The organism is Longivirga aurantiaca, from assembly GCF_042660085.1.
In the GTDB taxonomy this organism is placed as follows: domain Bacteria; phylum Actinomycetota; class Actinomycetes; order S36-B12; family CAIYMF01; genus Longivirga; species Longivirga aurantiaca.
The window spans coordinates 538,861-561,167 of the sequence record NZ_JBHSTI010000002.1 but is presented as its reverse complement, the minus strand read 5'-3'; the positions used below and the strand labels follow the sequence as shown (position 1 = coordinate 561,167).

The following is a 22,307-nucleotide window of genomic DNA, read 5'->3' as shown; positions in this document are numbered from 1 at the left end:
GCGGGTCAGCGGGCTGCGACGAAGCCCATCCGCTCGTACACGGTGGCGAGGGTGGTCGAGGCGACCGCCTGGGCCTTGGCCGCGCCGGCCCCCATGAGCCGCGTGAGCTCGGCGGGGTCGGCCTGCAGCTCGGCGACCCGGGCGGCGAACGGCTGCGCGAACGCGACGACGGCCTCGGCGGCGTCGCCCTTGAGGGCGCCGTACCCCTTGCCGTCGTAGTCGAGCACGAGCGACTCGACGTCGCGTCCGGTGAAGGCGCCCAGGATCGTCAGCAGGTTGGAGACACCCGGCTTGGTGTCCGGGTCGAACCGCACCTCGGTCTCGCTGTCGGTGACGGCGGACTTGAGGCGCTTGGCGATCACCTTGGGGTCGTCGAGCAGGAAGACGGCTCCGTGCGGCAGCGACTTGCTCATCTTCGCCGTCGGGTCCTGCAGGTCGAGGATCTTGGCGGTGTCCTTGACGATGAAGGGCTGCGGCACCGTGAACGTGGTGCCGTACCTGCTGTTGAAGCGCTGGGCCAGGTCGCGGGTGAGCTCGAGGTGCTGGCGCTGGTCCTCGCCCACCGGGACGGCGTCCGCCTGGTAGATGAGGATGTCCGCGACCTGCAGGATCGGGTAGGTGAACAGGCCGACCGAGGCGTGATCGCTGCCGCCTCGCGCGGACTTGTCCTTGAACTGCGTCATGCGGTTGGCCTCGCCGAAGCCGGTGATGCACTGCATGACCCATCCGAGCTGCGCGTGCTCGGGCACCTGGCTCTGCACGAAGAGGGTGGCGCGGTCCGGGTCGACGCCTGCGGCGAGCAGCTGCGCGTAGGCCAGCAGCGTGTTGGCGTGGAGCTCCTTCGGGTCCTGCTCGACCGTGATGGCGTGCAGGTCGACGACGCAGTAGAACGCGTCGTGGTCGTCCTGCATCGCGACCCACTGCTTGACCGCGCCGAGGTAGTTGCCGAGCTGGAACGAGCCGGCGGTGGGCTGGATGCCGGACAGGACGCGAGGGGCCGCGGCGTCGGCCGCGGTCGGGGAGGTCATGCGCCGGATCCTTCCATCGGGGAGGGGGTGCTCCGCGCACCGGTTTCGGTGGCGCCTTCGGCGTCCCCGCCCCCGGGCTTGCGCAGCGTCACACGGATGCGCGAGGCGCGACGGCCGTCGAGCTCGGACACGGTGAGGGTGCGGCCGTCGACGACCACGCTCTCCCCCACCTCGGGAAGGTGGCCGAGATCGGCCATGACGAAGCCGGCCACGGTCTCGTACGGGCCCTCGGGGAGCTCGAAGCCGACCTCGTCGGCGAAGTCCTCGATGTTGAGCAGGCCGTCGACCTCGATCTCGCCGCCGACTCGGAGCTCGGGGCGCTCCTCGACGTCGTACTCGTCGCGGATGTCGCCGACGAGCTCCTCGACCAGGTCCTCGAGGGTGACGATGCCCGCGGTGCCGCCGTACTCGTCGACGACGATGGCGAGGTGGGCGCCCGCCGCGCGCATCTCGAACATCGCCGGGAGCACGCGCTTGCTGCCCGGGAGCATGAGCACCTCGCGCGTGAGCTCGTCGACGCGGATGCCGCGGTCGCTGATGCTCGGGTCGAGGATGTCGCGGACATGGACGAAGCCGACGATGTCGTCCTGCGAGTCGCGGTAGACCGGGTAGCGCGAGTGGGGCATCGACGCGACCGCGCGCGCCGCCTTGTACGCCGGGGTGCTCGCATCGATGAAGTCGACCTCGGTGCGCGGCACCATCACCTCGCGCACCTCGCGCTCGCCGGCCTCGAACACGTCGTCGATGAGCTCGCGCTCCTGCTGGGTGAGGCTCGACTGCGAGGCGAGGATGCCGCGGAGCTCGTCCTCGCTGATCTCCTCGCGGTTCGCGTTCGGGTCGCCGCCGAGCACCCGGACGAGGACGTCGGTCGAGCGCGACAGCAGCCAGATGAACGGCCGGCTGATGCGGGCCAGCCAGTCGACGACGCCGGCGACGGCGACCGCGATGCCCTCGGCGTTCTGCAGGCCGATGCGCTTCGGCGTCAGCTCGCCCAGCACGAGCGAGATGTAGACGAGCAGCACCGTGACGAGCACGAAGGCGATGGCGTCCGCTGCGCCCTGGGACAGGCCCCAGCCCACGAGGATCGGCGAGATCTGCGGCGACATCCGCGACGCACCGAAGCCGGCGGACAGGAACCCGGCCATGGTGACGCCGACCTGCACGGCGGCGAGGAACCGGTTGGGGTCCTCGACGAGGTCGGCCAGCCGCTGCCCGCGCCTGCCGCGCTCGGCGACAATGCGCTGCACCTGGCTCTCGCGCAGCGACACCAGGGCGATCTCGGCCGCGGCGAAGAAGCCGCCGACGAGCGTGAACAGCAGCACGACGCCGAGGTTGAGCAGGAACTCGCTCACCGGTGGATCCCCCCGCGGGCTGCGCGCGCGGGCGCCCGGCGGCTGCCGGCGCGTTCGTGCGCGTCGTCCATGGCCTGATCCTAGGCGGTGGGCGGTGCACCTCGGCCCGGGACGCTCCCTGGGCGTCCCACGTCGGTCCCACCACGGTCCCCGACCTAGATCAACAGATCCCAACAGGGAGTGTTGTCTCCTGTTCGGGACTGTTGACTTCGGCCGCGTGCGCAGGGGAGGCTGTGCGGGTGACAGGAGCGTGGGCCGGCATCGCCTTCGGCGGCGACTACAACCCGGAGCAGTGGCCCCGCGCGGTCTGGGACGAGGACCACCGGCTCATGCGTGAGGCGGGCGTCTCGTTCGCCAGCGTCGGCATCTTCTCCTGGGCCCACCTCGAGCCCGAGCCGGGCCGGTACGAGCTCGACTGGCTCGGCGACGTCCTCGACGGCCTGCACGCCTCGGGCGTGACGGTCGACCTCGCCACCGCCACCGCCTCGCCCCCGCCGTGGCTCGCCCGCCTGCACCCCGAGTCGCTGCCGGTCGACCACGACGGCCGCACCCGGTGGCCCGGCGCACGGCAGGCCTACTGCCCGTCGTCGACGGCGTGGCGCGAGCGCGCCCTCGCCCTCGTCGAGCAGGTGGCCGGACGCTTCGGCGCGCATCCCGCCGTCCGCCTCTGGCACGTCGGGAACGAGTACGGATGCCACACCTCGCGCTGCTACTGCGACACGTGCGCCGCGGGCTTCCGCCGATGGCTGCTGGAGCGGTACGGCAACCTCGACGGCGTCAACCACGCCTGGGGCACCGCCTTCTGGAGCCAGCGCTACTCCGACGTCGAGGAGATCCTGCCGCCGCGGCTCACACCCGACGGCGCCTGGGCGAACCCGACCCAGCAGCTCGACTACCGCCGCTTCGCCTCCGACCTCCTGCTCAGCGAGTTCGTCGCCGAGCGGGACGTGCTGCGCCGGCTGTCGCCGGGCGTGCCCATCACGACCAACTTCATGGTGATGACGCGGTTCGACCAGCTCGACTACTGGCGCTGGGCCGAGGAGGTCGACCTCGTCTCGACCGACTACTACCCCGACTTCGCCGACCCCGAGACCCACGTCGAGGCAGCGCTCTGCGCCGACATGACCCGGGGCCTCGCGGGCGGCGCTCCCTGGCTGCTCATGGAGACGAGCCCCAGCGCGGTCAACTGGCAGCCGCGCAACACCGCCAAGCCCGCGGGCAAGCTGCGGCTCGACGCCGTGCAGCAGATCGCCCGTGGCGCAGACGGTTTCGCGGTCTTCCAGATCCGGCAGAGCGTGGCCGGCGCGGAGAAGTTCCACTCGGGCCTCATCCCCCACGCCGGCACCGACACCCGGCTCTGGCGCGAGGTGGTCGAGCTGGGCTCGCTCCTCGACCGGCTCGGCGAGGTCGCCGGCAGCAGGGTCGACGCCGACGTCGCGATCGTCTGGGGCTATGAGGCCTGGTGGGCGTGCGAGCTCGACAGCCACCCGTCGTCCGACGTCCGCTACCCCGACCGGGCCCGGGCGTTCCACCACGCGCTGTGGGACCTCGGCATCACCGCGGACGTCGTGCGTCCCGGCGCGCCGCTCGACGGCTACAGGGCCGTGGTCGTGCCCACGCTCTACCTCGCGGACGATGCCGCGGCCGAGGCCGTGCGCACCTACGTCGCGGGCGGTGGCCATGCGCTGATCACGTACTTCTCCGGCATCGTCGACGAGCACGACCACGTGCGGGCCGGCGGCTACCCCGGGGCGTTCCGCGACGTGCTCGGCGTCCGCGTCGAGGAGTTCGCCCCCCTGCTCGAGGGCGAGGTCGTCACCCTCGACGACGGCGGCCGCGCCGACGTCTGGACCGAGCACCTGCACCTCGCGGGAGCCGAGGCCGTCTCGACGTACGTCGACGGCCCGCAGGCGGGGGTGCCCGCCGTCACGCGCAACGAGCACGGCGACGGCGTCGCCTGGTACGTCGCCACCCGCACCGATGCCGCCACGACGGCCACGATCGTGCGGCGCCTCGTCGCGGAGGCGGGCGTCACGGCGACCACGACCACCGTGCCGGGGCTCGAGGTCGTTCGCCGCCGGTCCGACGGCGGTGCGTCCTGGCTCTTCGTGCTCAACCACACGTCGTCCGCCGTCCCGGTCGAGGCCCATGGGCACGACCTCGTGAGCGACTCCGCCGTCGACGGCAGCCTCGTCGTGGCGGCCGGGGGCATCGCCGTCGTGCGCGAGAGGGGCGGCAGCGCATGAACCCGCTCGCCAGCCAGCGCCAGGCTGTGATCCTCGACGAGGTCGAGCGGCTCGGCGCCGTCCGCGTCAGCAGCCTCGTGGCGCGGCTCGGCGTCTCGGACATGACGGTGCGGCGCGACCTCGACGCCCTCGCGCAGCGCGGCCTGGTGATCAAGGTGCACGGCGGCGCGACCTCCGTCGGCGGCCGCAGCGTCGACGAGCCGGGCTTCGAGGCCAAGCAGGTCCGGGCCCAGGGCGAGAAGGACGCGATCGCGCACGTGGCGGCCCAGATGGTGACGCCCGGCAGCGCCGTCGGGATCTCAGCCGGCACCACGACGTGGACCCTCGCGCACCTGCTGCGCGACATCCCCGGCATCACCGTGGTGACCAACTCGATGCGGGTCGCGGACGTCGTCCTCTCGAGCGGGCGCACCGACCAGACGGTCGTCCTCACCGGCGGCATCCGCACGCCGTCCGACGCGCTCGTCGGCCCCGTCGCCGTCGAGGCGCTGCGCACCCTGCACCTCGACGTCGTGTTCCTCGGCGTCCACGGGATGGACGAGCGGGGCTTCACCACGCCCAACCTCATGGAGAGCGAGACCGACCGCGCTCTCGTCGAGGCAGGGCGCCAGCTCGTCGTCGTGGCCGACCACTCCAAGTGGGGCGTGGTCGGCCTGTCCACGATCGTCCCTCTGTCCGACGCCGACGTCCTCATCACGGACGATGCCCTGACGCCGCACGCACGCGAGGTGCTGGGCGGCCAGGTCGGCGAACTCGTCATCGCGCGTGGCCAGAGCGCCCGCGCCGGGGAGCGGTGAGCATGCGTCGCACAGTGGTCCGTCTCGCAGACGGCCGGGAGCTGGTGCACTTCGACCACGACGGGGCGCCCGAGCGCACCCAGGTCGACACGCGCCCGCTCGAGCCCCGGGGTGCCGCGCCGCAGCTGCGCCACGACCCGCTGCTCGACGAGTGGGTGTCGGTGGCCGCCCACCGCATGGGACGCACCTTCCTGCCGGCCGCGGACGACTGCCCGCTCTGCCCGTCCCGGCCCGGCTACCCCACCGAGGTGCCGAGCGACGACTACGACGTCGTCGTCTTCGAGAACCGCTTCCCGTCGTTCGTGGGACCCCCGGGCGACGTCGTCGCCGACGGCCCGTTCGAGCACCACGCCGCCTGGGGCCGGTGCGAGGTCGTCTGCTTCACCTCCGAGCACGAGGGGTCGTTCGCCGGCCTGTCCGTCGAGCGGGCCCGGCTCGTCGTCGAGGCGTGGGCAGACCGCACGGCAGAGCTCACCTCGACCCCGGGCGTCGAGCAGGTGTTCGTGTTCGAGAACCGCGGCGAGGCCATCGGCGTCACGATGCGCCACCCGCACGGCCAGATCTACGCGTACCCCTTCGTCACCCCCCACACGCGCGCGCAGCTCGAGTCGGTGCGCCGTCACCGCGAGGCGACGGGCCGCAACCTCTACGACGACGTCGTGGCAGCCGAGCTCGCGGACGGACGACGGGTGGTGCTCGAGTCCGAGCACTGGGTCGCGTTCGTGCCGTTCGCCTCCCGCTGGCCGGTGGAGGTCCACCTCTACCCGCGGCGGCGGGTGCCCGACCTCGCGGCCCTCACCGACGCCGAGCGCGACGACCTCGCGGTCGCCTACCTCGACCTGCTGCGTCGTGGCGACGCCTTCTTCGGCATCCCGCTCCCGTACATCGCGGCCTGGCACCAGGCCCCGGTGCGCCAGCAGCGGGACGACGGCGCCCTGCACCTCGAGCTCTTCTCCGTGCAGCGCAGCGCCGACAAGCTGAAGTTCCTCGCGGGGTCCGAGTCCGCCATGGGCGCGTTCGTCAACGACCGCGAGCCGGAGTCGATCGCGGCGCGGCTGCGGGAGGTCGCGGGATCGTGAGCACCGACGCCTTCGTCGCGGCCTTCGGCCGCGAGCCCGACATCGGGTGGCGCTCCCCCGGCCGGGTGAACCTCATCGGCGAGCACACCGACTACAACGACGGGTTCGTGCTGCCCCTCGCCATCCCGCGGGAGGCGCACGTGCTGGCGGCGCGCCGCGCCGACCGCGTGCTGCGCATCGTCTCGGCGCGCGCGACCGACGTCGCCGCCGAGGTCGACCTCGGCACGCTCGCCCCGGGGGCGATCGACGGCTGGGCTGCGTACGTCGCCGGCACGGCCTGGGCGCTGCAGGGCCACGGCGTCGACGTGCCCGGCGCCGACCTGCTGGTGGACGGCGACGTGCCGCGGGGGGCGGGGCTGTCGTCGTCGGCAGCGCTCGAGTGCGCGGTCGCGGGTGCGCTCCTGCACCTCGCCGGCGCAGACCTCCCGCTCGCGACGGTCGCCCTGCTCGCGCAGAAGGCCGAGAACGACTTCGTCGGCGTGCCCTGCGGCGTGATGGACCAGTTCGCCTCGACCCACGGCCGCGCGGGGCACCTCCTCCTGCTCGACACCCGGTCGCTCGAGCCACGGCACATCCCCTTCGACCTCGCGACGGAGGGGCTCACCCTCGTCGTGATCGACACCCGCGCGCCGCACCGCCTGGTCGACGGCGAGTACGCCGCCCGGCGCGCGTCGTGCGAGCAGGCGTCGGTGCTGCTGGGCGTCCCGTCGCTTCGCGACGTGGCCGATCTCGGCACCGCGATGTCGATGCTGGACGACCACGTCCTGCAGAGCCGGGTGCGCCACGTGGTGACCGAGAACCAGCGGGTGCTCGACGTCGTCGCGCTGCTCGAGGCCGGCGACGTCCGCGGCATCGGCCCGCTGCTCACGGCGTCGCACGTGTCGCTGCGCGACGACTACGAGGTGTCGAGCGTGGAGCTCGACGTCGCCGTGGACTCCGCGCTGCGGGCCGGTGCGTACGGGGCGAGGATGACAGGTGGCGGCTTCGGCGGCTCGGCGATCGCGCTGGTGGAGACCGCGCAGACCGAGTCGCTCCGAGTCGCCGTCCGCGCGGCCTTCGCCGACGCGGGGCTCGACGAGCCGGCGTTCCTGGATGCCGTGCCCGTCGACGGATACGGGAGGCTCGGATGACCACCAAGGGCCGGCTCGACGCGGCGTACCGCGCGGAGTCGTGGCAGCGCATGCGCGCCGGCGTCGACGTGCTCGTCGTCGGTGGCGGCGTGACAGGTGCGGGCGTGGCGCTCGACGCCGCGGTCCGCGGCCTGTCGGTCGGCCTGGTGGAGCAGCGCGACTTCGCGGCCGGCACGTCCTCGCGGTCGTCCAAGCTCGTCCACGGCGGCCTGCGCTACCTCGAGCAGCTCAACTTCGGTCTCGTGCGCGAGGCGCTGCGCGAGCGCGCCCTGCTGCTCGACCGGCTCGCGCCGCACCTGGTCACCCCGCTGCCGTTCCTCTACCCCCTCGCGCACAAGGTCTGGGAGCGGCCGTACGTCGGCGCCGGGCTCACGCTGTACGACACCCTGGGCGGGCTCCAGCCGTCGGTCCCGCGGCACTCGCACCTCACGAAGTCCGCGGCGCTCAAGGCTTTCCCGTCGCTGCGGCCCGAGATCATCGCGGGCGCCATCCGCTACCACGACGCCCAGGTCGACGACGCCCGCCACACCCTCGAGCTCGCCCGCACCGCCGCGGCGCACGGCGCCTCGCTGGTGTCGGCGGCACGCGTGACCGAGATCGTGCGCGACGGCGACCGCGTCGTCGGCGCGAAGGTGACCGACGCGATGACCGGCGAGTCGCACGACATCCCGGCGAAGGTCGTCGTCAACGCGACCGGGGTCTGGGCGGGGCTCACCGAGCAGCTCGCCGGAGTCGATCAGCCGATCCGGATGCGGCCGTCCAAGGGCGTGCACATCGTCGTGCCGAAGGACCGCATCGACGCCTCGCTCGCGCTCATCACGAAGACGGCGACCTCGGTCCTGTTCATCCTCCCGTGGGGCCGCTCGTGGGTGATCGGCACCACCGACACCACCTGGCACCACGACCTGTCGCACCCGTCGGCCACGCACCAGGACCTGCACTACCTGCTCGACATGGCCAACGCCGCGCTCACGAGCGACCTCACCGAGTCCGACGTCATCGGGCTGTACGCCGGGCTCCGCCCCCTCGTCGACACCGAGGGACTCTCGGAGTCGGAGATCTCGCGCGAGCACACCGTGCGCCGCCCCCTCCCCGGCCTCGTCACGATCGCGGGGGGCAAGTACACGACGTACCGCGTCATGGCCGAGGACACCGTGGACGCCTGCGCGCCCGACCTCTTCCCCGACGACCCGGCGCAGCTGCCGGGGTCGACGACGTCCGAGGTGCCGCTCGTCGGCGCGTGCGAGCCCGCCGACTACCTCGTGGAGATCGCCGGGTCGCCCGGCACCGAGAACATCTCCCCCGAGCACCTCGACCGGCTCGCGCACCGCTACGGCCGGCTCCTGCCCGAGCTCCTGCTGCACGTCGACGACGAGCCCGAGCTGGCGAAGGAGGTGCCCGGCGGCGCCGGCACCCTCGCCGTCGAGATCGTGCACGCGGCCACGCACGAGGGCGCGCTGCACGTCGACGACGTCCTCACGCGGCGCACTCGCCTCTACCTCGAGGCGGGCGACCGCGGCCTCGTCGCGGCCCGCCACGCGTCGCACCTGATGGGCGACGTGCTCGGCTGGGACGACGCCACCCGCGACGCCGAGGTCACGCGCTACCAGATGCGCGTGGCAGCCGAGCTCGAGGCGCAGGCCGCCCCGGACGACGACGCCGCGGCCGCGATCCGCGAGCGCGTGCAGGACCCGCGCATCGCGCGGTAGCCGTCAGGCGAGGAGCGCGGCGAGCCTTGCGACGAAGGAGGTCTCGGACTCGGTGACCTTCTCCCCGCTGCCCATGAAGCCGCCGCCGAGCCGCGCGACCACCGCGGTCGCGGCCTCGAGCAGCACCTCGCGGAGCTGGGCGAGCTCCTCCGCCGCGAGCCGCCCCCGCGCCACGGCGACGCTCTCCTCGATCTGACCGAGCAGGGTGGCGACGACGTCGTCGACGCTCGTCGGCCCGGCCTGCTCCTGGCCCTGCTTCGTCTCCGCCTTCGCGGCCTCGGCGCCATCCTTCAGGTGCTGGAGCAGGACGTTGTCGGGGTATCGCGCGGCGCCGGCGACGAGCACCTCCCCGCCGGCCTTCAGCTCGCGGATCGATGGCATGACCTTCCCGTCCGAGAGGCTCGCCGCCATGATCACCAGGGCCGGGAGGGCCGAGGCCTCGGCCCACTGCTCGTCGGTGAACTGCTCGCGGGTGGTCACCATCAGCCTCCGGTGCTGTCGCCGAACGCGGGCTGGGCGAAGGGGTCGTCGGCGGTCGGGGCGGGGATGCCGCCGGTGCCCGGCAGGATCTCGAACCCGAGCTGGAAGGTCACGAGCATCTGCGCGAGCTGGATGAGCACCGACGCGTCGCCCTCGAGCTGGGCCGTGCCATCGGCCACCTGCTGCTGCAGGGGACGGGTACCGATCATCGCGTCCTCGATGTCGGTGCGGTTCAGCGTGATCGTGAGGTCGGCGTTGTCGCTCGTGAACCCCTCGAGGCTCGTGAGCGTGCCGTTGCTGAGCTCGACGACGAACTTCTCGCCGTTGTCCGGCGTGACGAGGTTGACGACGAACGCCGCACCCTGGGCCTTCACCGGGTCGAGGCGGATACCGAGGAAGTCGAGGAACTGGCCGGTGCTCAGCGCTCGGATGAGGTCGGGGCCGGACGAGTTGGGTGCGACGCCCTGCGGGATCCCGGACCGCAGCTCGAGAGCGGCGGCGAGGAAGCTGTTGCGGACGCTGGGGCTCTCCTGCTGGTAGCCGATCTGCTCGAACGCCTCGGCGAGCAGGTTGCGCGCTTCGGCGTTGCCGGGCTCGGCGAAGACCAGCTTGTCGAGGATCTCCGTGGCGAGCAGGTAGTGGCCGGCGTCGACGAGCTCGCGACCCTTCGCGAGGATCGGCGCGGCCCCGCCCATCATCTCGACGTAGATCGGCGCAGAGTCCTTGGGCGACAACGGGATGAGGGTGGTCGGGTTGCCGTCCCAGTATCCGAGGTATCGGTTGACCACGGCACGGGCGTTGTGGGCCACCGACCCGTGGTAGCTGCGCGCGGCCCACTGCTGCTCGAGACTCTCGGGGACGCGGTACACGTTGTGCACCTCGTTGATCGTGACGCCCTGGTTGGCGAGGTGCAGCACGCCGTTGTTGAGGTGCGCGTAGGTGTCGCGCTGCGCCCGCATGACCTCCTGGATGCGCTCGTTGCCCCAGCGCGGCCACGAGTGCGAGGCGAACATGACCTCGGCCTCGCGGCCGAAGAGGTAGAGGGCCTTGTTGATCTGCCTCGACCACTCGAGGGCGTCACGGACGAGGGCGCCACGCAGCGTGTAGATGTTGTGGATCGTGCCGGTGATGTTCTCCGCGGCCCAGAACGTCTTGAGGTCCGGGAACCAGGTATTCATCTCGGCCGGGGCCTCGGTGCCGGGCGTGTTCTGGAACACCATGCGGACGCCGTCGACCGTGAGCTCCTCGACGTCCTCGACGATCGAGATCGTCGGTGCGATGAGCCCCGAGGTGCCGCGGGCGATGTTCTTGCCGATCGCCTGGTCGACGTGGCCGAACGGGCTCTGCGGCAGCAGGATGCCGTACTGGTAGAAGAGCCTGCGGTTCATGGCGTTGCCGGCGAACACGTTCTCCGCCACGGCATGCTCGAGGAAGCCGACGGGTGCGATGACCGGCACCTTGCCGCTCTCGACGTCGGCGACGTCGACAACCCCGTGCACGCCGCCGAAGTGGTCGCCGTGCGAGTGCGAGTAGATGACCGCGACGACCGGTCGCTCGCCCAGCGTCTCGTTGACCAGCGCGAGCGCGGCGGCCGCGGTCTCCTTGGCTGTGAGCGGGTCGATGACGATCCACCCGGTGTCGGACCGGATGAAGCTGACGTTGGCGAGGTCGAAGCCGCGCACCTGGTAGATGCGGCCGGGCACGACCTCGTACAGGCCGTAGCCCATGTTGAGCACGGCCTGCCGCTGCAGCGACGGATGGATCGAGTCGAAGTCCTGGCCCTCGAGCAGCCAGTCGTAGGCACCCATGTCCCAGATGACCCGCCCGTCGTCGGCCAGGATCTGCCGGTACGTCGGAGCCGCCAGGAACCCGTGGCTCGACTCCTCGAAGTCACGGGTGTCCTCGAAGGGGAGCGACGAGCGCACTGCGGCGGCCGCGGCGGCGGTGGTCGACGACGCCGCCTTGCCCAGCGGGTGGAAGTGCTCAGCCATGACTCGAACCTCCGGTCGGGCGCGCCCACGCGCGCAGGGGCAGCCTAGGGAGCCTCGGCCTCCTAGGGAGCCCGGCCTCCGAAACCGGTCGAGCCGGACCAGGGTCAGACGTTGCCGGGGTCGATGCCCGACGCCATGGTCAGGACGATGCACACCGCTGTGAGGACCGCGACGGCGGCGGCGACCACGACGGCCGTGCGTCCGGCGCCGCCGCGCAGCGACGTGAACCCGTCGGCCGTCCGCTGGCGTCCGCCGCTCTCCTCCAGCCAGGTCAGCGTGACCCACGTGGCGAGCGCGCCGTAGAGGCACACCTCGGCCCACTCCTGGATCACGATGAAGGCGGAGATGTCGGCCGTGAACAGCAGACGCTGGGTGCGGAAGCCGAGGATCACGAGGAAGCTCGTGGCCAGGAAGATCGGCGGGGTGACGACGCGCCAGCCGGCTGCCCGCAGCCGCGCAGGGTTCCAGCGCACGAGGAAGGGCAGCACCAGGCCGATGAAGCCGATCGCCGCCTGCGCGATGCGGAACAACCGCTCGACGGGGATGCCGTCGACGTCGTCGAGGTTGTGGATGTTGATCTCGCCCTGGCGGTTGCCCGCGGCCCCGCCGGCGAAGCCGAGGACGCGCTGGCCCCACGAGATCTCCTCGGCGGCGAGGAACAGCGTGCCGAGGGCCACCACGAGGAGGAAGGAGCCGGCGAGCCGGTGCCCGCGCCGGAACGCCGCGACCGAACCGAGGATCGACACGACCGCGGTGAAGACGAGCAGGAAGAACTGCAACCACTCGATGGCGCGGTCCTCGCGCAGCAGCCAGTAGTAGGCGTCGCGGACGACGACGTAGAGGATCGCGAACACGACGAGGCCGACGAACGGCGCCCAGAAACCCCACCAGGCGGCCCGCGCGGGCACGCCCTCGTCGGCGGCGTCGCGCTCGAGGTTGGCTCGGAACCCCCCGACCCAGGACTTCGTACTGGTCACGAGGTCAGCGTGCCATGAGGGTGCCGGAGAGCGACACAGGCGGGCCTTACCAGTGCTCCGACCGGTGGACGCCGTCACCCAGCGTGCCGAGCGATCCTGCACGGATCAGGCGAAGGTGACCGTCAGCGGCGCGTGGTCGCTCCAGCGCTCGGCGTACGACGGGGCCTTGCCGACCTCGGCCTTCACGGCCCGCGCTGCGAGGCCCGGTGTGGCGAGCGCGTAGTCGATCCGCCAGCCGCCGTCGGTGTCGAACCCACGGCCGCGCCACGACCACCAGGTGTACGGGCCGGGGCCGTCGCCGCCGAGGGTGCGGCCGAGGTCGGTCCAGCCGTGCTCGGCGAACCAGCGGGTGAGGTAGGCGCGCTCGTCCTCGAGGAAGCCGGCCTTGCCGCGGTTGCCCTTCCAGTTCTTGATGTCCATCTCGGAGTGGGCGACGTTGAGGTCGCCGCAGAGGATCGCCTGGGCGCCGGTCTTGCGCGCCGCAGCCTTGCCGAGCTCGAGCATGCGGGTCTCGACGGCGTCGAGGAAGCGGTACTTCTCCGACTGCCGGGCCTCGTCGGTGGCCTCGCCGGTGTGGACGTAGACGCTCGCGACCACGACCCTGCCGACGGCGGTGTCGATCTCGACCTCGACGTACCGGCCCGAGCCGGCGAACTCGTCGGGCCCGACGCCGACGCGCACCTTCCGCTGCGGGGCGGTGGTCAGCACGGCGACCCCAGCACGGCCCTTGGCCTCGGCCTCGGTGTGCGCCACGTGCAGGTGGCCGAGCCCGGCCTCGGCGAGCACCTCGGCGAGCTGGTCGTCCGAGGCCCGCACCTCCTGCAGGCAGAGCACGTCGGCGTTGGCCGCCGCGAGCCACTCGAGCCCACCGCGACGGGCGGCGGCGCGGACGCCGTTGACGTTGGCGGTGACGACGGTGAGCACGTCGTCATCCAATCAGCCGGCACCGACCTCGGCACGGGCGGGCGCGGGCTGACGCAGCAGTGCGAGGCCGACGCCGATGGCGACCATCGCACCCGCCGACGAGACCGGGATCCCGTACGCCGTGTGCACCGCCACCGGGAAGCCCGAGAACCCTGCGCCTGCCACGGCGAGCAGGCCGGCGCCGACGAGCGTCGCTCCGATCCCGGCCCGCCACGCGGAGTCGCTCGGGCGGCCGGTGGCACCGTCGAACCACGGCAGCCGCAGGAACTCGACCGGCCACAGCCAGCGCACCACGGCGTACAGCACGAGCGCGAAGCCGATCGTCGAGGGGACGAGCCAGCCCCAGTAGTTGAGGCCCTCCGGCACGATGTTGCCGCCCTCCACGCGCACGGGGAGGTCGAGGTCGAGCGCGTGCAGCAGCGAGAGCCATCCGACGAGGACGAGCATGTGCCACAGGTAGATCGTCATCGCGAACAGTGCGGCGCGGGTGGTGGCGGCGAAGGCGCGCGGCGTGGCGAACCGCACGCGCAGCCAGGGAGCGAGCAGCACGAAGCCGCCGAAGAGCACGAACGAGTGCATGACGAGCACGATCGTGGGCGGCGCCATGTTGGAGAACTTCTCCGTGGGGATGCCGACGAGCGACGTCGGGTACCAGCCGAGCACCTGCGACAGCCACACGTTGACCGCGAGCCCCCCGAGCAGCAGGGCCGTCGCCATCCGCCGCGAGACGCCCGCGCGGTACCAGTAGCCGAGCTGGTGCACGAGCACCCAGGCGAGCAGCATGTTGAGCGCCCCCCAGGTCTCCACGTGCGACAGCCGCACGTAGTCGACGGCGGCGACGCCGACGAGCAGCACCCCGACCGACCACGGCCCGGACCGTGCCCACCATCGGCTGGTGACCGGCGTGAGCGCTGTGACGGGGATGTAGAGCGCGAGGAACCACAGCGGACCGGTGACGCCCTGCAGGAGCGGGTCGGTCACCTCGCGGCGGACGAGCAGCGTGACGACGGTGAAGATCACCGCGAGCGCGAGCAGGAAGACCACGGTCGGGCGCATCAGCCGTCGTGTGCGGTTCCACAGCCACTGGTTGTAGCTGCCGGCGAACCGTTCGAAGCTCCGCTGGTTCACCGCGCCACCGGCGATGAAGAACAGCGGCATGACCTGCAGCAGCCAGGTCACGTACGGCCAGGGCGCCCCCGAGGTGAGCGTGTTCGCCGAGGCCGGCACGCCGTCGTCGTCCCAGAGCAGGATGAGCATGAGGAAGTGGCCGAGGACGACGACGAGCAGCGACCACGCGCGCACGACGTCCAGCGCGAGGTCGCGCGTGCCGGGGTCGGGGGCCGGCGGCACGGGTGGCAGCGGCGGGAAGACGCGCATCACGCGCTCCTCTACAGGTCCTTCTTCATCCGTACCGAGTAGGCGTCGTACCCGAGCCGCTCGAAGAACTTCTGCGCCGCGGAGTTCTGCGCCGACGTCTCGAGCCGTACGCCGTCGAGCCCCCGCTTGGCCGCTGCGGCCTCCGCCGCGTGGAACAGGGCTCGGCCGACGCCGCTGCGCCGGCGTTCGGGCAGGACGGCCACCTGCTCGACGTACAGCACGGTCATCTCGGCGGTGAACGGGTTGGCCGGGCGATGCATCTCCTGCGCGTAGAGGAAGCCGACCGGATGGCCGCCTCGCTCGGCGACCAGCACGAGCGCCGACGGGTCGCCGACCTTGTGCAGGAAGAACTCCTCGGCCGCGCGCGGATCGGGCACGAGGTACTCGGACGCCGACCAGTCGTGGTGCATCTGCTGCACGGCCTGGTTGAGCGCCGCCAGGGCGGGCGCGTCCATCCGCCGCGCCACCTGCACGTGCAGCCGCTCGAGGTGCGTGCTCACGCCCCGATCCTCGCACCGAGCCCGGTCACGATGCCGGACGACAGGGCGGTGCTGCGGTGCCCGTGAAGGCCGGGATTGTCGCGCTCGCAGCAACCAAGGCCCCCTTCATCGCGATGAAGGGGGCCTTGGTCGGTGGTGCGGGGTGCGTCAGGCCATGGCCTTCTGGAGGTTGGCGTCGATCGCGTCGAGGAACTCCTCGGTGGTGAGGTACGGCGCGTCGGAGGCGATGAGCAGGGCGAGGTCCTTGGTCATCTTGCCCTCCTCGACCGTCTCGATGCAGACGCGCTCGAGGGTCTCGGCGAAGGCCGTGACCTCGGGCGTGCCGTCCATCTTGCCGCGGTAGGCGAGGCCCTGGGTCCAGGCGAAGATCGAGGCGATCGGGTTCGTCGAGGTGGGCTTGCCCTGCTGGTGCTGGCGGTAGTGACGGGTCACCGTGCCGTGCGCCGCCTCGGCCTCGACCGTCTTGCCGTCCGGCGTCATGAGCACCGAGGTCATGAGGCCGAGGGAGCCGAAGCCCTGCGCGACGGTGTCGCTCTGGACGTCGCCGTCGTAGTTCTTGCACGCCCAGACGTAGCCGCCCTCCCACTTCATCGCCGCTGCGACCATGTCGTCGATCAGGCGGTGCTCGTAGGTGATGCCGGCGGCGGCGAACTCGTCCTTGAACTCGGTCTCGAAGACCTCGGCGAACAGGTCCTTGAACCGGCCGTCGTACGCCTTGAGGATCGTGTTCTTGGTCGAGAGGTAGACCGGCAGGCCGCGATCGAGGCCGTAGCGCATCGAGGCGCGGGCGAAGTCGCGGATCGAGTCGTCGAGGTTGTACATCGTCATCGACACGCCGCCGCCCGGGTAGTCGAAGACGTCGATCTCGATCGGCTCGCTGCCGTCCTCCGGCACGAACTTCACCGAGAGCTTGCCCTTGCCGGGCACGACGAAGTCGGTGGCTCGGTACTGGTCGCCGTAGGCGTGGCGGCCGATGATGATCGGCTTGGTCCAGCCGGGCACGAGGCGCGGGATGTTCGAGATGACGATCGGCTCGCGGAAGATGACGCCGCCGAGGATGTTGCGGATCGTGCCGTTGGGCGACTTCCACATCTTCTTGAGGCCGAACTCCTCGACGCGCGCCTCGTCGGGCGTGATCGTGGCGCACTTCACGCCGACGCCGTACTGCTTGATGGCGTTGGCCGAGTCGATCGTGACCTGGTCGTCGGTCGCGTCCCGGTTCTCGATCGACAGGTCGTAGTACTTCAGGTCGACGTCGAGGTACGGGAGGATCAGCTTGTCCTTGATGAACTGCCAGATGATCCGCGTCATCTCGTCGCCGTCGAGCTCGACGACCGGGTTGACGACCTTGATCTTCGCCACGGGGTTCTCCTGCTTCTGGATGTCTGTCGAGCGGGTCAGATGAGGCCGAGCGCGCGCACCGCGTCGCGCTCCTCGACGAGCTCGGCGACCGAGGCGTCGATACGGCTGCGCGAGAAGTCGCTGATCTCGAGGCCCTGCACGACCTCCCACTCGCCACCGTTCGAGGTGACGGGGAACGAGGAGATGATGCCCTCGGGGACGCCGTACGAGCCGTCGGAGGCGATCGCGGCCGAGACCCAGTCGCCCTCGGGGGTGCCGTTGACCCACGAGTAGACGTGGTCGATGGCTGCGTTGGCGGCCGAGGCCGCCGACGACGCACCGCGCGCCTCGATGATCGCCGCGCCGCGCTTGGCGACGGTCGGGATGAAGTCGCCCTCGAGCCAGGCCTGGTCGTTCACGACCTCGGCGGCGTTCCGGCCGTTGACCTTCGCGTTGAAGATGTCGGGGTACTGGGTCGCCGAGTGGTTGCCCCAGATCGTGAGGTTGGTGATGTCGTTCACCGTCACGCCGGCCTTCTTCGCGAGCTGGGTCTTGGCGCGGTTGTGGTCGAGGCGGGTCATGGCCGTGAAGCGGCTCGACGGCACGTCGGGCGCGTGCGACGCGGCGATGAGGGCGTTGGTGTTGGCCGGGTTGCCGACGACGAGCACGCGGACGTCGTCCGCCGCACCCGCGTTGATGGCCTCGCCCTGGGGCTTGAAGATGCCGCCGTTGGCCGAGAGCAGGTCGCCGCGCTCCATGCCCGCGGTGCGCGGACGGGCGCCGACCAGCAGGGCGACGTTGACGCCGTCGAACGCGGCGCGCGCGTCGTCGGTGATGTCGATGCCGGCGAGCAGCGGGAAGGCGCAGTCGTCGAGCTCCATCGCGGTGCCCTCGGCGGCCTTGAGCGCCGGCGTGATCTCGAGCAGACGCAGGCGCACGGGGACGTCGTTCCCGAGCAGGTGGCCGGAGGCGATGCGGAAGAGCAGCGCGTAGCCGATCTGGCCGGCGGCTCCGGTGACGGTGACGGTGACGGGGGTACGGGCCATGGCGCGCTCTCCTTGTCGTCGGCCCCGGGACGGCTTCGGCCAGGGTCCGGGTGGATATCTCGTCGTCAAGACATCTGGGGAGAGCGTAGTCCCTCCCCGGGGGCTATGTGCTGGGCGGGGGGACCCAGAGGGACAGGACCCCGACGCTCACGGCGAGCAGGCCGAGGACGGCGACGTCGATGCGCTTGGACCGCACCCGCAGCATCCCGGCGTCGGCGCCCGGGAGGAGGAGCCGGAGGAAGAGCGCGAGGGCGACGCCGAAGGACAGCACCACGGTCCCCCGGCGGAAGTGGCCCGAGGCGACGACGACGAGGCCCGCGAGGACGACGGCCATCACGACCGCGAGCGGCCACTCCCGGAACCGGCGCGGCACCGTCTCCCGGGCAGCGGCCTCGGGGGGCTGCACGGGGGCGTCGGCGCCGGCGTCGGGGCTCATGTCAGGCGAGCCCGGCCTGGCGCTCGGCGGCCTCGACGACGTTGAGGATGAGCATCGCCCGGGTCATCGGCCCGACGCCGCCGGGCATCGGGGCCACGAAGCCGGCGACCTCGCGGACGTCGGGGTGGACGTCGCCGACGAGGCCGGAGTCGGTCCGCGTGATGCCAACGTCGAGGACGGCGGCCCCCGGCTTCACCATCTCGGCGGTGATGAGGTGGGCGACGCCGGCAGCGGCCACGACGATGTCGGCGCCTCGGGTGTGCGCCGCGATATCACGGGTGCCGGTGTGGCACAGGGTCACGGTGGCGTTCTCGCTCTTGCGCGTGAGCAGCAGGCCGAGCGGGCGCCCGACGGTGACGCCACGGCCGACGACCGCGACCTCGGCGCCGTTGATCGGCACGTCGTACCGGCGCAGGAGCTCGACGATCCCGCGCGGGGTGCACGGCAGCGGCGCCGGGATGTTGAGCACGAGCCGACCGAGGTTGGTCGGGTGCAGGCCGTCGGCGTCCTTGCCGGGGTCGATCAGCTCGAGGGCACGCGCCTCGTCGAGACCCTTCGGGAGCGGCAGCTGCACGATGTAGCCGGTGCACGTCGGGTCCTCGTTGAGGCTGAGGATCGCCTCGTCGACCTGCTGCTGCGAGGCGTCGGCCGGGAGATCGACGCGGTGCGAGGTGATGCCCACCTCGGCGCAGTCGCGGTGCTTGCCGGCGACGTACGAGTGGCTGCCCGGGTCGTCGCCCACGAGCACGGTCCCGAGCCCCGGCACGACGCCCGCCTCCGCGAGCCGGGCCACGCGGGCCGCCAGCTCGGACTTGATCGCTGCCGCAGTGGCCTTGCCGTCGAGGATCGTCGCCGTCACGTCGGCATCCTGTCATGCGTCGGTGGCGGCCTCTGCCGGGTGCTCGGACGTGAAGGTGAACGCTCGGGGCGACGGGCCCTCGGCCGTGAGCAGGTCGAGCCGCTCCCTGGCCTCGTCGAGCGTCGGGATGTGCCCGGCCGGCACCCACCAGAGGACGGAGTACGGCGTCTCCATCGGGGTGAAGAAGGCGCGGCGCTGCCGCATGATCTCGATGTGCCCGGGCGTGAAGACGTACTGGCGCAGCGACTCGACATCGGTCCAGACGCTCATGTTGACGATCATGTCGTCGCCCCAGGGGCGCAGGTCGGTCGCGTTGCCGGACGCCGACTCCTGGAGCCGCCAGACGAACCCGGGTGCGGCATCGGCCTCGGCGTTGACCGCGAGCAGGTTGGTGACGAACGGGATCATCGCGGGGTGGTCGAGGGGGACGCGGAGCCGTGCGACGTTGAGCTGCGCGAGGTGCCAGTCGGCCATGGCGTCACCCTGGCACAGGCCCTCGCCACGCTCATCCGGGTTCGGGCACGCAGACCGTGAGAGCGCCGGGGCGGATGGTGACGTGGAGCTCGGCCCGGCCGTCCACGAGGTCGCCGTCGAGCTCGGCCGGCAGGGCCTCGGGCCAGCGGATCCGCACGTCGCGCGCGCGCAGCGTGCGCATCTGGAAGCGCCGGGGGGTCCGTCGCAGCACGAGGTTCCAGGCGAGCCCGGCCCAGTTGCGGAGCCGGAGCGGCGTGAGGACGGCGATGTGCAGGCGGGCGTCATCGGCCTCGGCGTCCGGCAGCAGCTGCACCCCGGCGGTCAGCGTGCCGACGTTGCCGACCACCACGCCTACGGCCGGCACGGTCATCGCGGCGCGGTCGGTCACGATCTCGACGTCGTACGCCTTCGCGGCGCGCACCGCACGGATGCCCGCGCTCAGGTAGGCCGCCCACCCGAGCCGCGCCTTGAGGTCCTCGGAGGTGAGCTCGAACAGCAGCGCGTCGAAGCCGCTGCCGCCCATCACGACGTACGGCTCGCCGTCGAGCTCGAGCACGTCCACGGCGCGCCGACCGGCTCCGGCCACCACCGCGACGGCGTCGTCGAGCGACCGCGGAACGTCCAGGTTGCGCGCCAGCAGGTTGCCGGTGCCGGCCGGGAGCAGCCCCAGCGGGACGTCCCCACCCGCCAGTACCGCGGCAACCGCGCGCACCGTGCCGTCGCCGCCCTGCGCCAGCACGAGGTCGGCGCCGTCGGCGAGGGCCTGGCGGGCCTGGCCCTCGCCCGGGTCGTCCTCGGTGGTCCCGTACCAGCGAGGCATGGGGAGCCCGTTGTCGGCGAAGGCCTTCTCGACGGCCTCGACGTTGCCGTCGTCGACCTTGGTGGGGTTCACCACGATCGCGGGACGCTGCGGCACGGTGCTCACGGAGCGGCTTCTTCCTGGGCGGGGGCCCGGTCGGTCAAGGGTCGGCGGCCCGGCCACAGCACGGCCAGCACGACGAGCAGCCAGAGCAGGCCGCCGAGCGCGCCGAACAGCACGTCGGTCGCGAAGTGCATGCCTCGGTACATGCGCGACAGCCCCACGGCCACGGGGACGAGGCAGAGCAGGAGCGCGAGCGGGACGGCTGCGATCCGGTTCGACAGGTGCCGCCACACGATCACCGCGAGGCACACGTAGAGCGCGACGGCGGCACCGGTGTGACCGGACGGATAGCTCGACGTCGGGGGCGCGGCGTCGAGCTGCAGCACGTCCGGCCGCTCACGCCCCACGCCCGAGGTGAGGGCCAGGAAGTAGAGCAGCTCGCCGAAGATCGCGGCCAGCACGATCCAGGACGCGGTCCACCTCCCGGTGAGGAGCCGCAGCACCACGAAGGCGACGGCGGTGACTGCGATGGCGACCGGGGTGTCGGACAGGCTCGACCCGATGTCGGTCAGGGTGTCGAGGGTGGGGGTGCGGATGCTTACCCACCAGTCGGCGACGTCGACGTCCCAGGCCCGTACGCCGGCCAGCGCCGACCACCGGGTGAGCGCGAACCCGCAGAGCAGCAGGAGGGCCGTGAGCGCCAGCATCCCGGCCACGAGGAGGCCCGCCTCGCGCCTGCCCCAGCCGCTGCCGTCCGAGTCGTTCCGGGCCACGTCGTCAGGCCTCAGCTCCCGAGACTCCAACACGTCGGTACCTCGCTTCCACCAGTGCGTAGACGCCGAAGATGAGGAGGCCGAGCGAGGCGAGGACCAGGAGGATGTTGCCGAAGGGCAGGTCGCGCAGCGACTTGAGCGCGCCGTCCATTCCGGTGGCGTCCTCCTTGTCGCCCGTCAGCGCGGCGAGCACGAGCAGCACGCCGATCAGGATCACGACGAGGCCTCGCGCGATCGACCCGACCGTGCCCGTCCACCGCGCGAGCGTGCGGGTCGATTCGTTCATGTCGGCGTGGTCGAGGTACTTGAGGAACTTGCGCCGCCACCCCTCGACGACGAGCCCGACGCCCGCCGCGGCCACGCCGACGCCGACGAGCAGGACGATCAGCATCCCTCCAGGCCAGGTGAGCACCGTGGCGACGAGGCCGCGCTGCTGGCCACCCTGGCTCGATCGCGACCCCAGGAGCACGGTCACCGCGGTCACGGCGAGCACCGTGTAGACGACGCCGCGCGCGGCCGACTTCAGCCGGGCCGACCTGCTGCCGCCGTCGCCGACCGGCCCGCTGATCGCCTCGGCGAAGCGCCACAGCGCGTAGCCGACGAAGCCGATCGCGCACAGCAGCACGAGCACCGTGCCGAACGGCCGCTCGAGCAGCTCCCGCAGCGCACCCTTCTGGTCGAGCTCGGCCCTGTTGCCCGAGGCCAGCGAGAGGCCGAGGAAGCCGATGACGAGGTAGACGAGGGCGCGGGCGGTCAGCCCGAGGCGCGCCGCCCACCCCATGGGCTGCGAGGAGGCGACGTCGTCGACGACGTCGCCGACCGTCCCCTGGGCGCTGTCGCCGGGGTCGCTGCTCACGCGCGCGCCCGGGTGGAGGCATTGTGCATGGGGGCCAGGTACCCCTATCCGGACGCGCCTACACCTCCGT

At 72.0% G+C, this 22,307-nt stretch carries 21 protein-coding genes; 5 read left to right on the top strand and 16 right to left on the bottom strand.

The window, feature by feature from the left end; translation table 11 throughout:
• Window positions 1-5 precede the first annotated feature (5 nt).
• Together trpS and ACFQGU_RS02930 are read right to left on the bottom strand one after the other, a co-directional pair.
• The gene (trpS, locus tag ACFQGU_RS02935; protein WP_386763852.1) at window positions 6-1,028 is read right to left on the bottom strand and encodes a tryptophan--tRNA ligase; all 1,023 of its coding nucleotides are present in this window, start codon (window positions 1,026-1,028) and stop codon (window positions 6-8) included.
• Window positions 1,025-2,380: a hemolysin family protein gene (locus ACFQGU_RS02930; RefSeq protein WP_386763851.1), complete on the bottom strand. Its 1,356-nt coding sequence runs from the start codon at window positions 2,378-2,380 to the stop codon at window positions 1,025-1,027. The genes trpS and ACFQGU_RS02930 overlap by 4 nt, the downstream gene beginning before the upstream one ends.
• Before the next feature lie 233 nt (window positions 2,381-2,613).
• Between ACFQGU_RS02930 and ACFQGU_RS02925 the strand changes: the two genes are divergently transcribed.
• From ACFQGU_RS02925 to ACFQGU_RS02905, 5 genes are read left to right on the top strand one after another with little or no spacing between them, the layout of a single operon-like run.
• The gene (locus ACFQGU_RS02925) at window positions 2,614-4,626 is read left to right on the top strand and encodes a beta-galactosidase (RefSeq protein WP_386763850.1); all 2,013 of its coding nucleotides are present in this window, start codon (window positions 2,614-2,616) and stop codon (window positions 4,624-4,626) included.
• Window positions 4,623-5,423, top strand: coding sequence for a DeoR/GlpR family DNA-binding transcription regulator (locus ACFQGU_RS02920; RefSeq protein ID WP_386763849.1), 801 nt, complete (start codon window positions 4,623-4,625; stop codon window positions 5,421-5,423). The genes ACFQGU_RS02925 and ACFQGU_RS02920 overlap by 4 nt, the downstream gene beginning before the upstream one ends.
• Before the next feature lie 2 nt (window positions 5,424-5,425).
• Entirely contained in the window at window positions 5,426-6,502 is a 1,077-nt protein-coding gene (gene galT, locus ACFQGU_RS02915; protein WP_386763848.1) for a galactose-1-phosphate uridylyltransferase, read from the top strand.
• Window positions 6,499-7,632, top strand: a complete 1,134-nt coding sequence (gene galK, locus ACFQGU_RS02910; RefSeq protein WP_386763847.1) for a galactokinase — start codon at window positions 6,499-6,501, stop codon at window positions 7,630-7,632. Before galT ends, galK begins: the two co-directional genes overlap by 4 nt.
• Window positions 7,629-9,341 carry a glycerol-3-phosphate dehydrogenase/oxidase gene (locus ACFQGU_RS02905; protein WP_386763846.1) on the top strand — a complete coding sequence of 571 codons (1,713 nt, stop codon included), beginning with the start codon at window positions 7,629-7,631 and terminating at the stop codon, window positions 9,339-9,341. Before galK ends, ACFQGU_RS02905 begins: the two co-directional genes overlap by 4 nt.
• Before the next feature lie 3 nt (window positions 9,342-9,344).
• Here ACFQGU_RS02905 and ACFQGU_RS02900 read toward each other — a convergent pair whose 3' ends face one another.
• From ACFQGU_RS02900 to ACFQGU_RS02835, 14 genes are all read right to left on the bottom strand, one after another.
• The gene (locus tag ACFQGU_RS02900) at window positions 9,345-9,824 is read right to left on the bottom strand and encodes a hypothetical protein (protein ID WP_386763845.1); all 480 of its coding nucleotides are present in this window, start codon (window positions 9,822-9,824) and stop codon (window positions 9,345-9,347) included.
• Window positions 9,824-11,812 carry an alkyl/aryl-sulfatase gene (locus ACFQGU_RS02895; RefSeq protein WP_386763844.1) on the bottom strand — a complete coding sequence of 663 codons (1,989 nt, stop codon included), beginning with the start codon at window positions 11,810-11,812 and terminating at the stop codon, window positions 9,824-9,826. The genes ACFQGU_RS02900 and ACFQGU_RS02895 overlap by 1 nt, the downstream gene beginning before the upstream one ends.
• Window positions 11,813-11,916: 104 nt before the next feature.
• Window positions 11,917-12,789, bottom strand: a complete 873-nt coding sequence (locus ACFQGU_RS02890; RefSeq protein WP_386763843.1) for a hypothetical protein — start codon at window positions 12,787-12,789, stop codon at window positions 11,917-11,919.
• A 105-nt stretch (window positions 12,790-12,894) separates the two neighbouring features.
• On the bottom strand, window positions 12,895-13,713 hold the full coding sequence (locus ACFQGU_RS02885; protein ID WP_386763842.1) for an exodeoxyribonuclease III: 819 nt from the start codon (window positions 13,711-13,713) through the stop codon (window positions 12,895-12,897).
• A 12-nt stretch (window positions 13,714-13,725) separates the two neighbouring features.
• Window positions 13,726-15,090, bottom strand: a complete 1,365-nt coding sequence (locus ACFQGU_RS02880; RefSeq protein WP_386763841.1) for an acyltransferase family protein — start codon at window positions 15,088-15,090, stop codon at window positions 13,726-13,728.
• A gap of 11 nt (window positions 15,091-15,101) precedes the next feature.
• On the bottom strand, window positions 15,102-15,590 hold the full coding sequence (locus ACFQGU_RS02875; RefSeq protein ID WP_386763840.1) for a GNAT family N-acetyltransferase: 489 nt from the start codon (window positions 15,588-15,590) through the stop codon (window positions 15,102-15,104).
• A gap of 147 nt (window positions 15,591-15,737) precedes the next feature.
• The gene (locus ACFQGU_RS02870) at window positions 15,738-16,952 is read right to left on the bottom strand and encodes an NADP-dependent isocitrate dehydrogenase (RefSeq protein WP_386763839.1); all 1,215 of its coding nucleotides are present in this window, start codon (window positions 16,950-16,952) and stop codon (window positions 15,738-15,740) included.
• 35 nt (window positions 16,953-16,987) lie between these two features.
• Window positions 16,988-17,977, bottom strand: a complete 990-nt coding sequence (locus ACFQGU_RS02865; RefSeq protein ID WP_386763838.1) for a malate dehydrogenase — start codon at window positions 17,975-17,977, stop codon at window positions 16,988-16,990.
• A gap of 103 nt (window positions 17,978-18,080) precedes the next feature.
• Entirely contained in the window at window positions 18,081-18,413 is a 333-nt protein-coding gene (locus ACFQGU_RS02860) for a DUF3017 domain-containing protein (protein ID WP_386763837.1), read from the bottom strand.
• 1 nt (window position 18,414) lies between these two features.
• On the bottom strand, window positions 18,415-19,272 hold the full coding sequence (locus ACFQGU_RS02855; protein ID WP_386763836.1) for a bifunctional methylenetetrahydrofolate dehydrogenase/methenyltetrahydrofolate cyclohydrolase: 858 nt from the start codon (window positions 19,270-19,272) through the stop codon (window positions 18,415-18,417).
• 12 nt (window positions 19,273-19,284) lie between these two features.
• Complete coding sequence (locus ACFQGU_RS02850) at window positions 19,285-19,746, bottom strand: DUF3291 domain-containing protein (RefSeq protein WP_386763835.1); 462 nt, start codon at window positions 19,744-19,746, stop codon at window positions 19,285-19,287.
• A 31-nt stretch (window positions 19,747-19,777) separates the two neighbouring features.
• A complete protein-coding gene (locus ACFQGU_RS02845) occupies window positions 19,778-20,671 on the bottom strand; it encodes a diacylglycerol/lipid kinase family protein (protein WP_386763834.1) in 894 nt (297 codons plus the stop codon).
• The gene (locus tag ACFQGU_RS02840) at window positions 20,668-21,381 is read right to left on the bottom strand and encodes a phosphatase PAP2 family protein (protein ID WP_386763833.1); all 714 of its coding nucleotides are present in this window, start codon (window positions 21,379-21,381) and stop codon (window positions 20,668-20,670) included. The genes ACFQGU_RS02845 and ACFQGU_RS02840 overlap by 4 nt, the downstream gene beginning before the upstream one ends.
• A gap of 4 nt (window positions 21,382-21,385) precedes the next feature.
• The gene (locus tag ACFQGU_RS02835) at window positions 21,386-22,237 is read right to left on the bottom strand and encodes a DUF1206 domain-containing protein (protein ID WP_386763832.1); all 852 of its coding nucleotides are present in this window, start codon (window positions 22,235-22,237) and stop codon (window positions 21,386-21,388) included.
• Window positions 22,238-22,307: the final 70 nt, after the last annotated feature.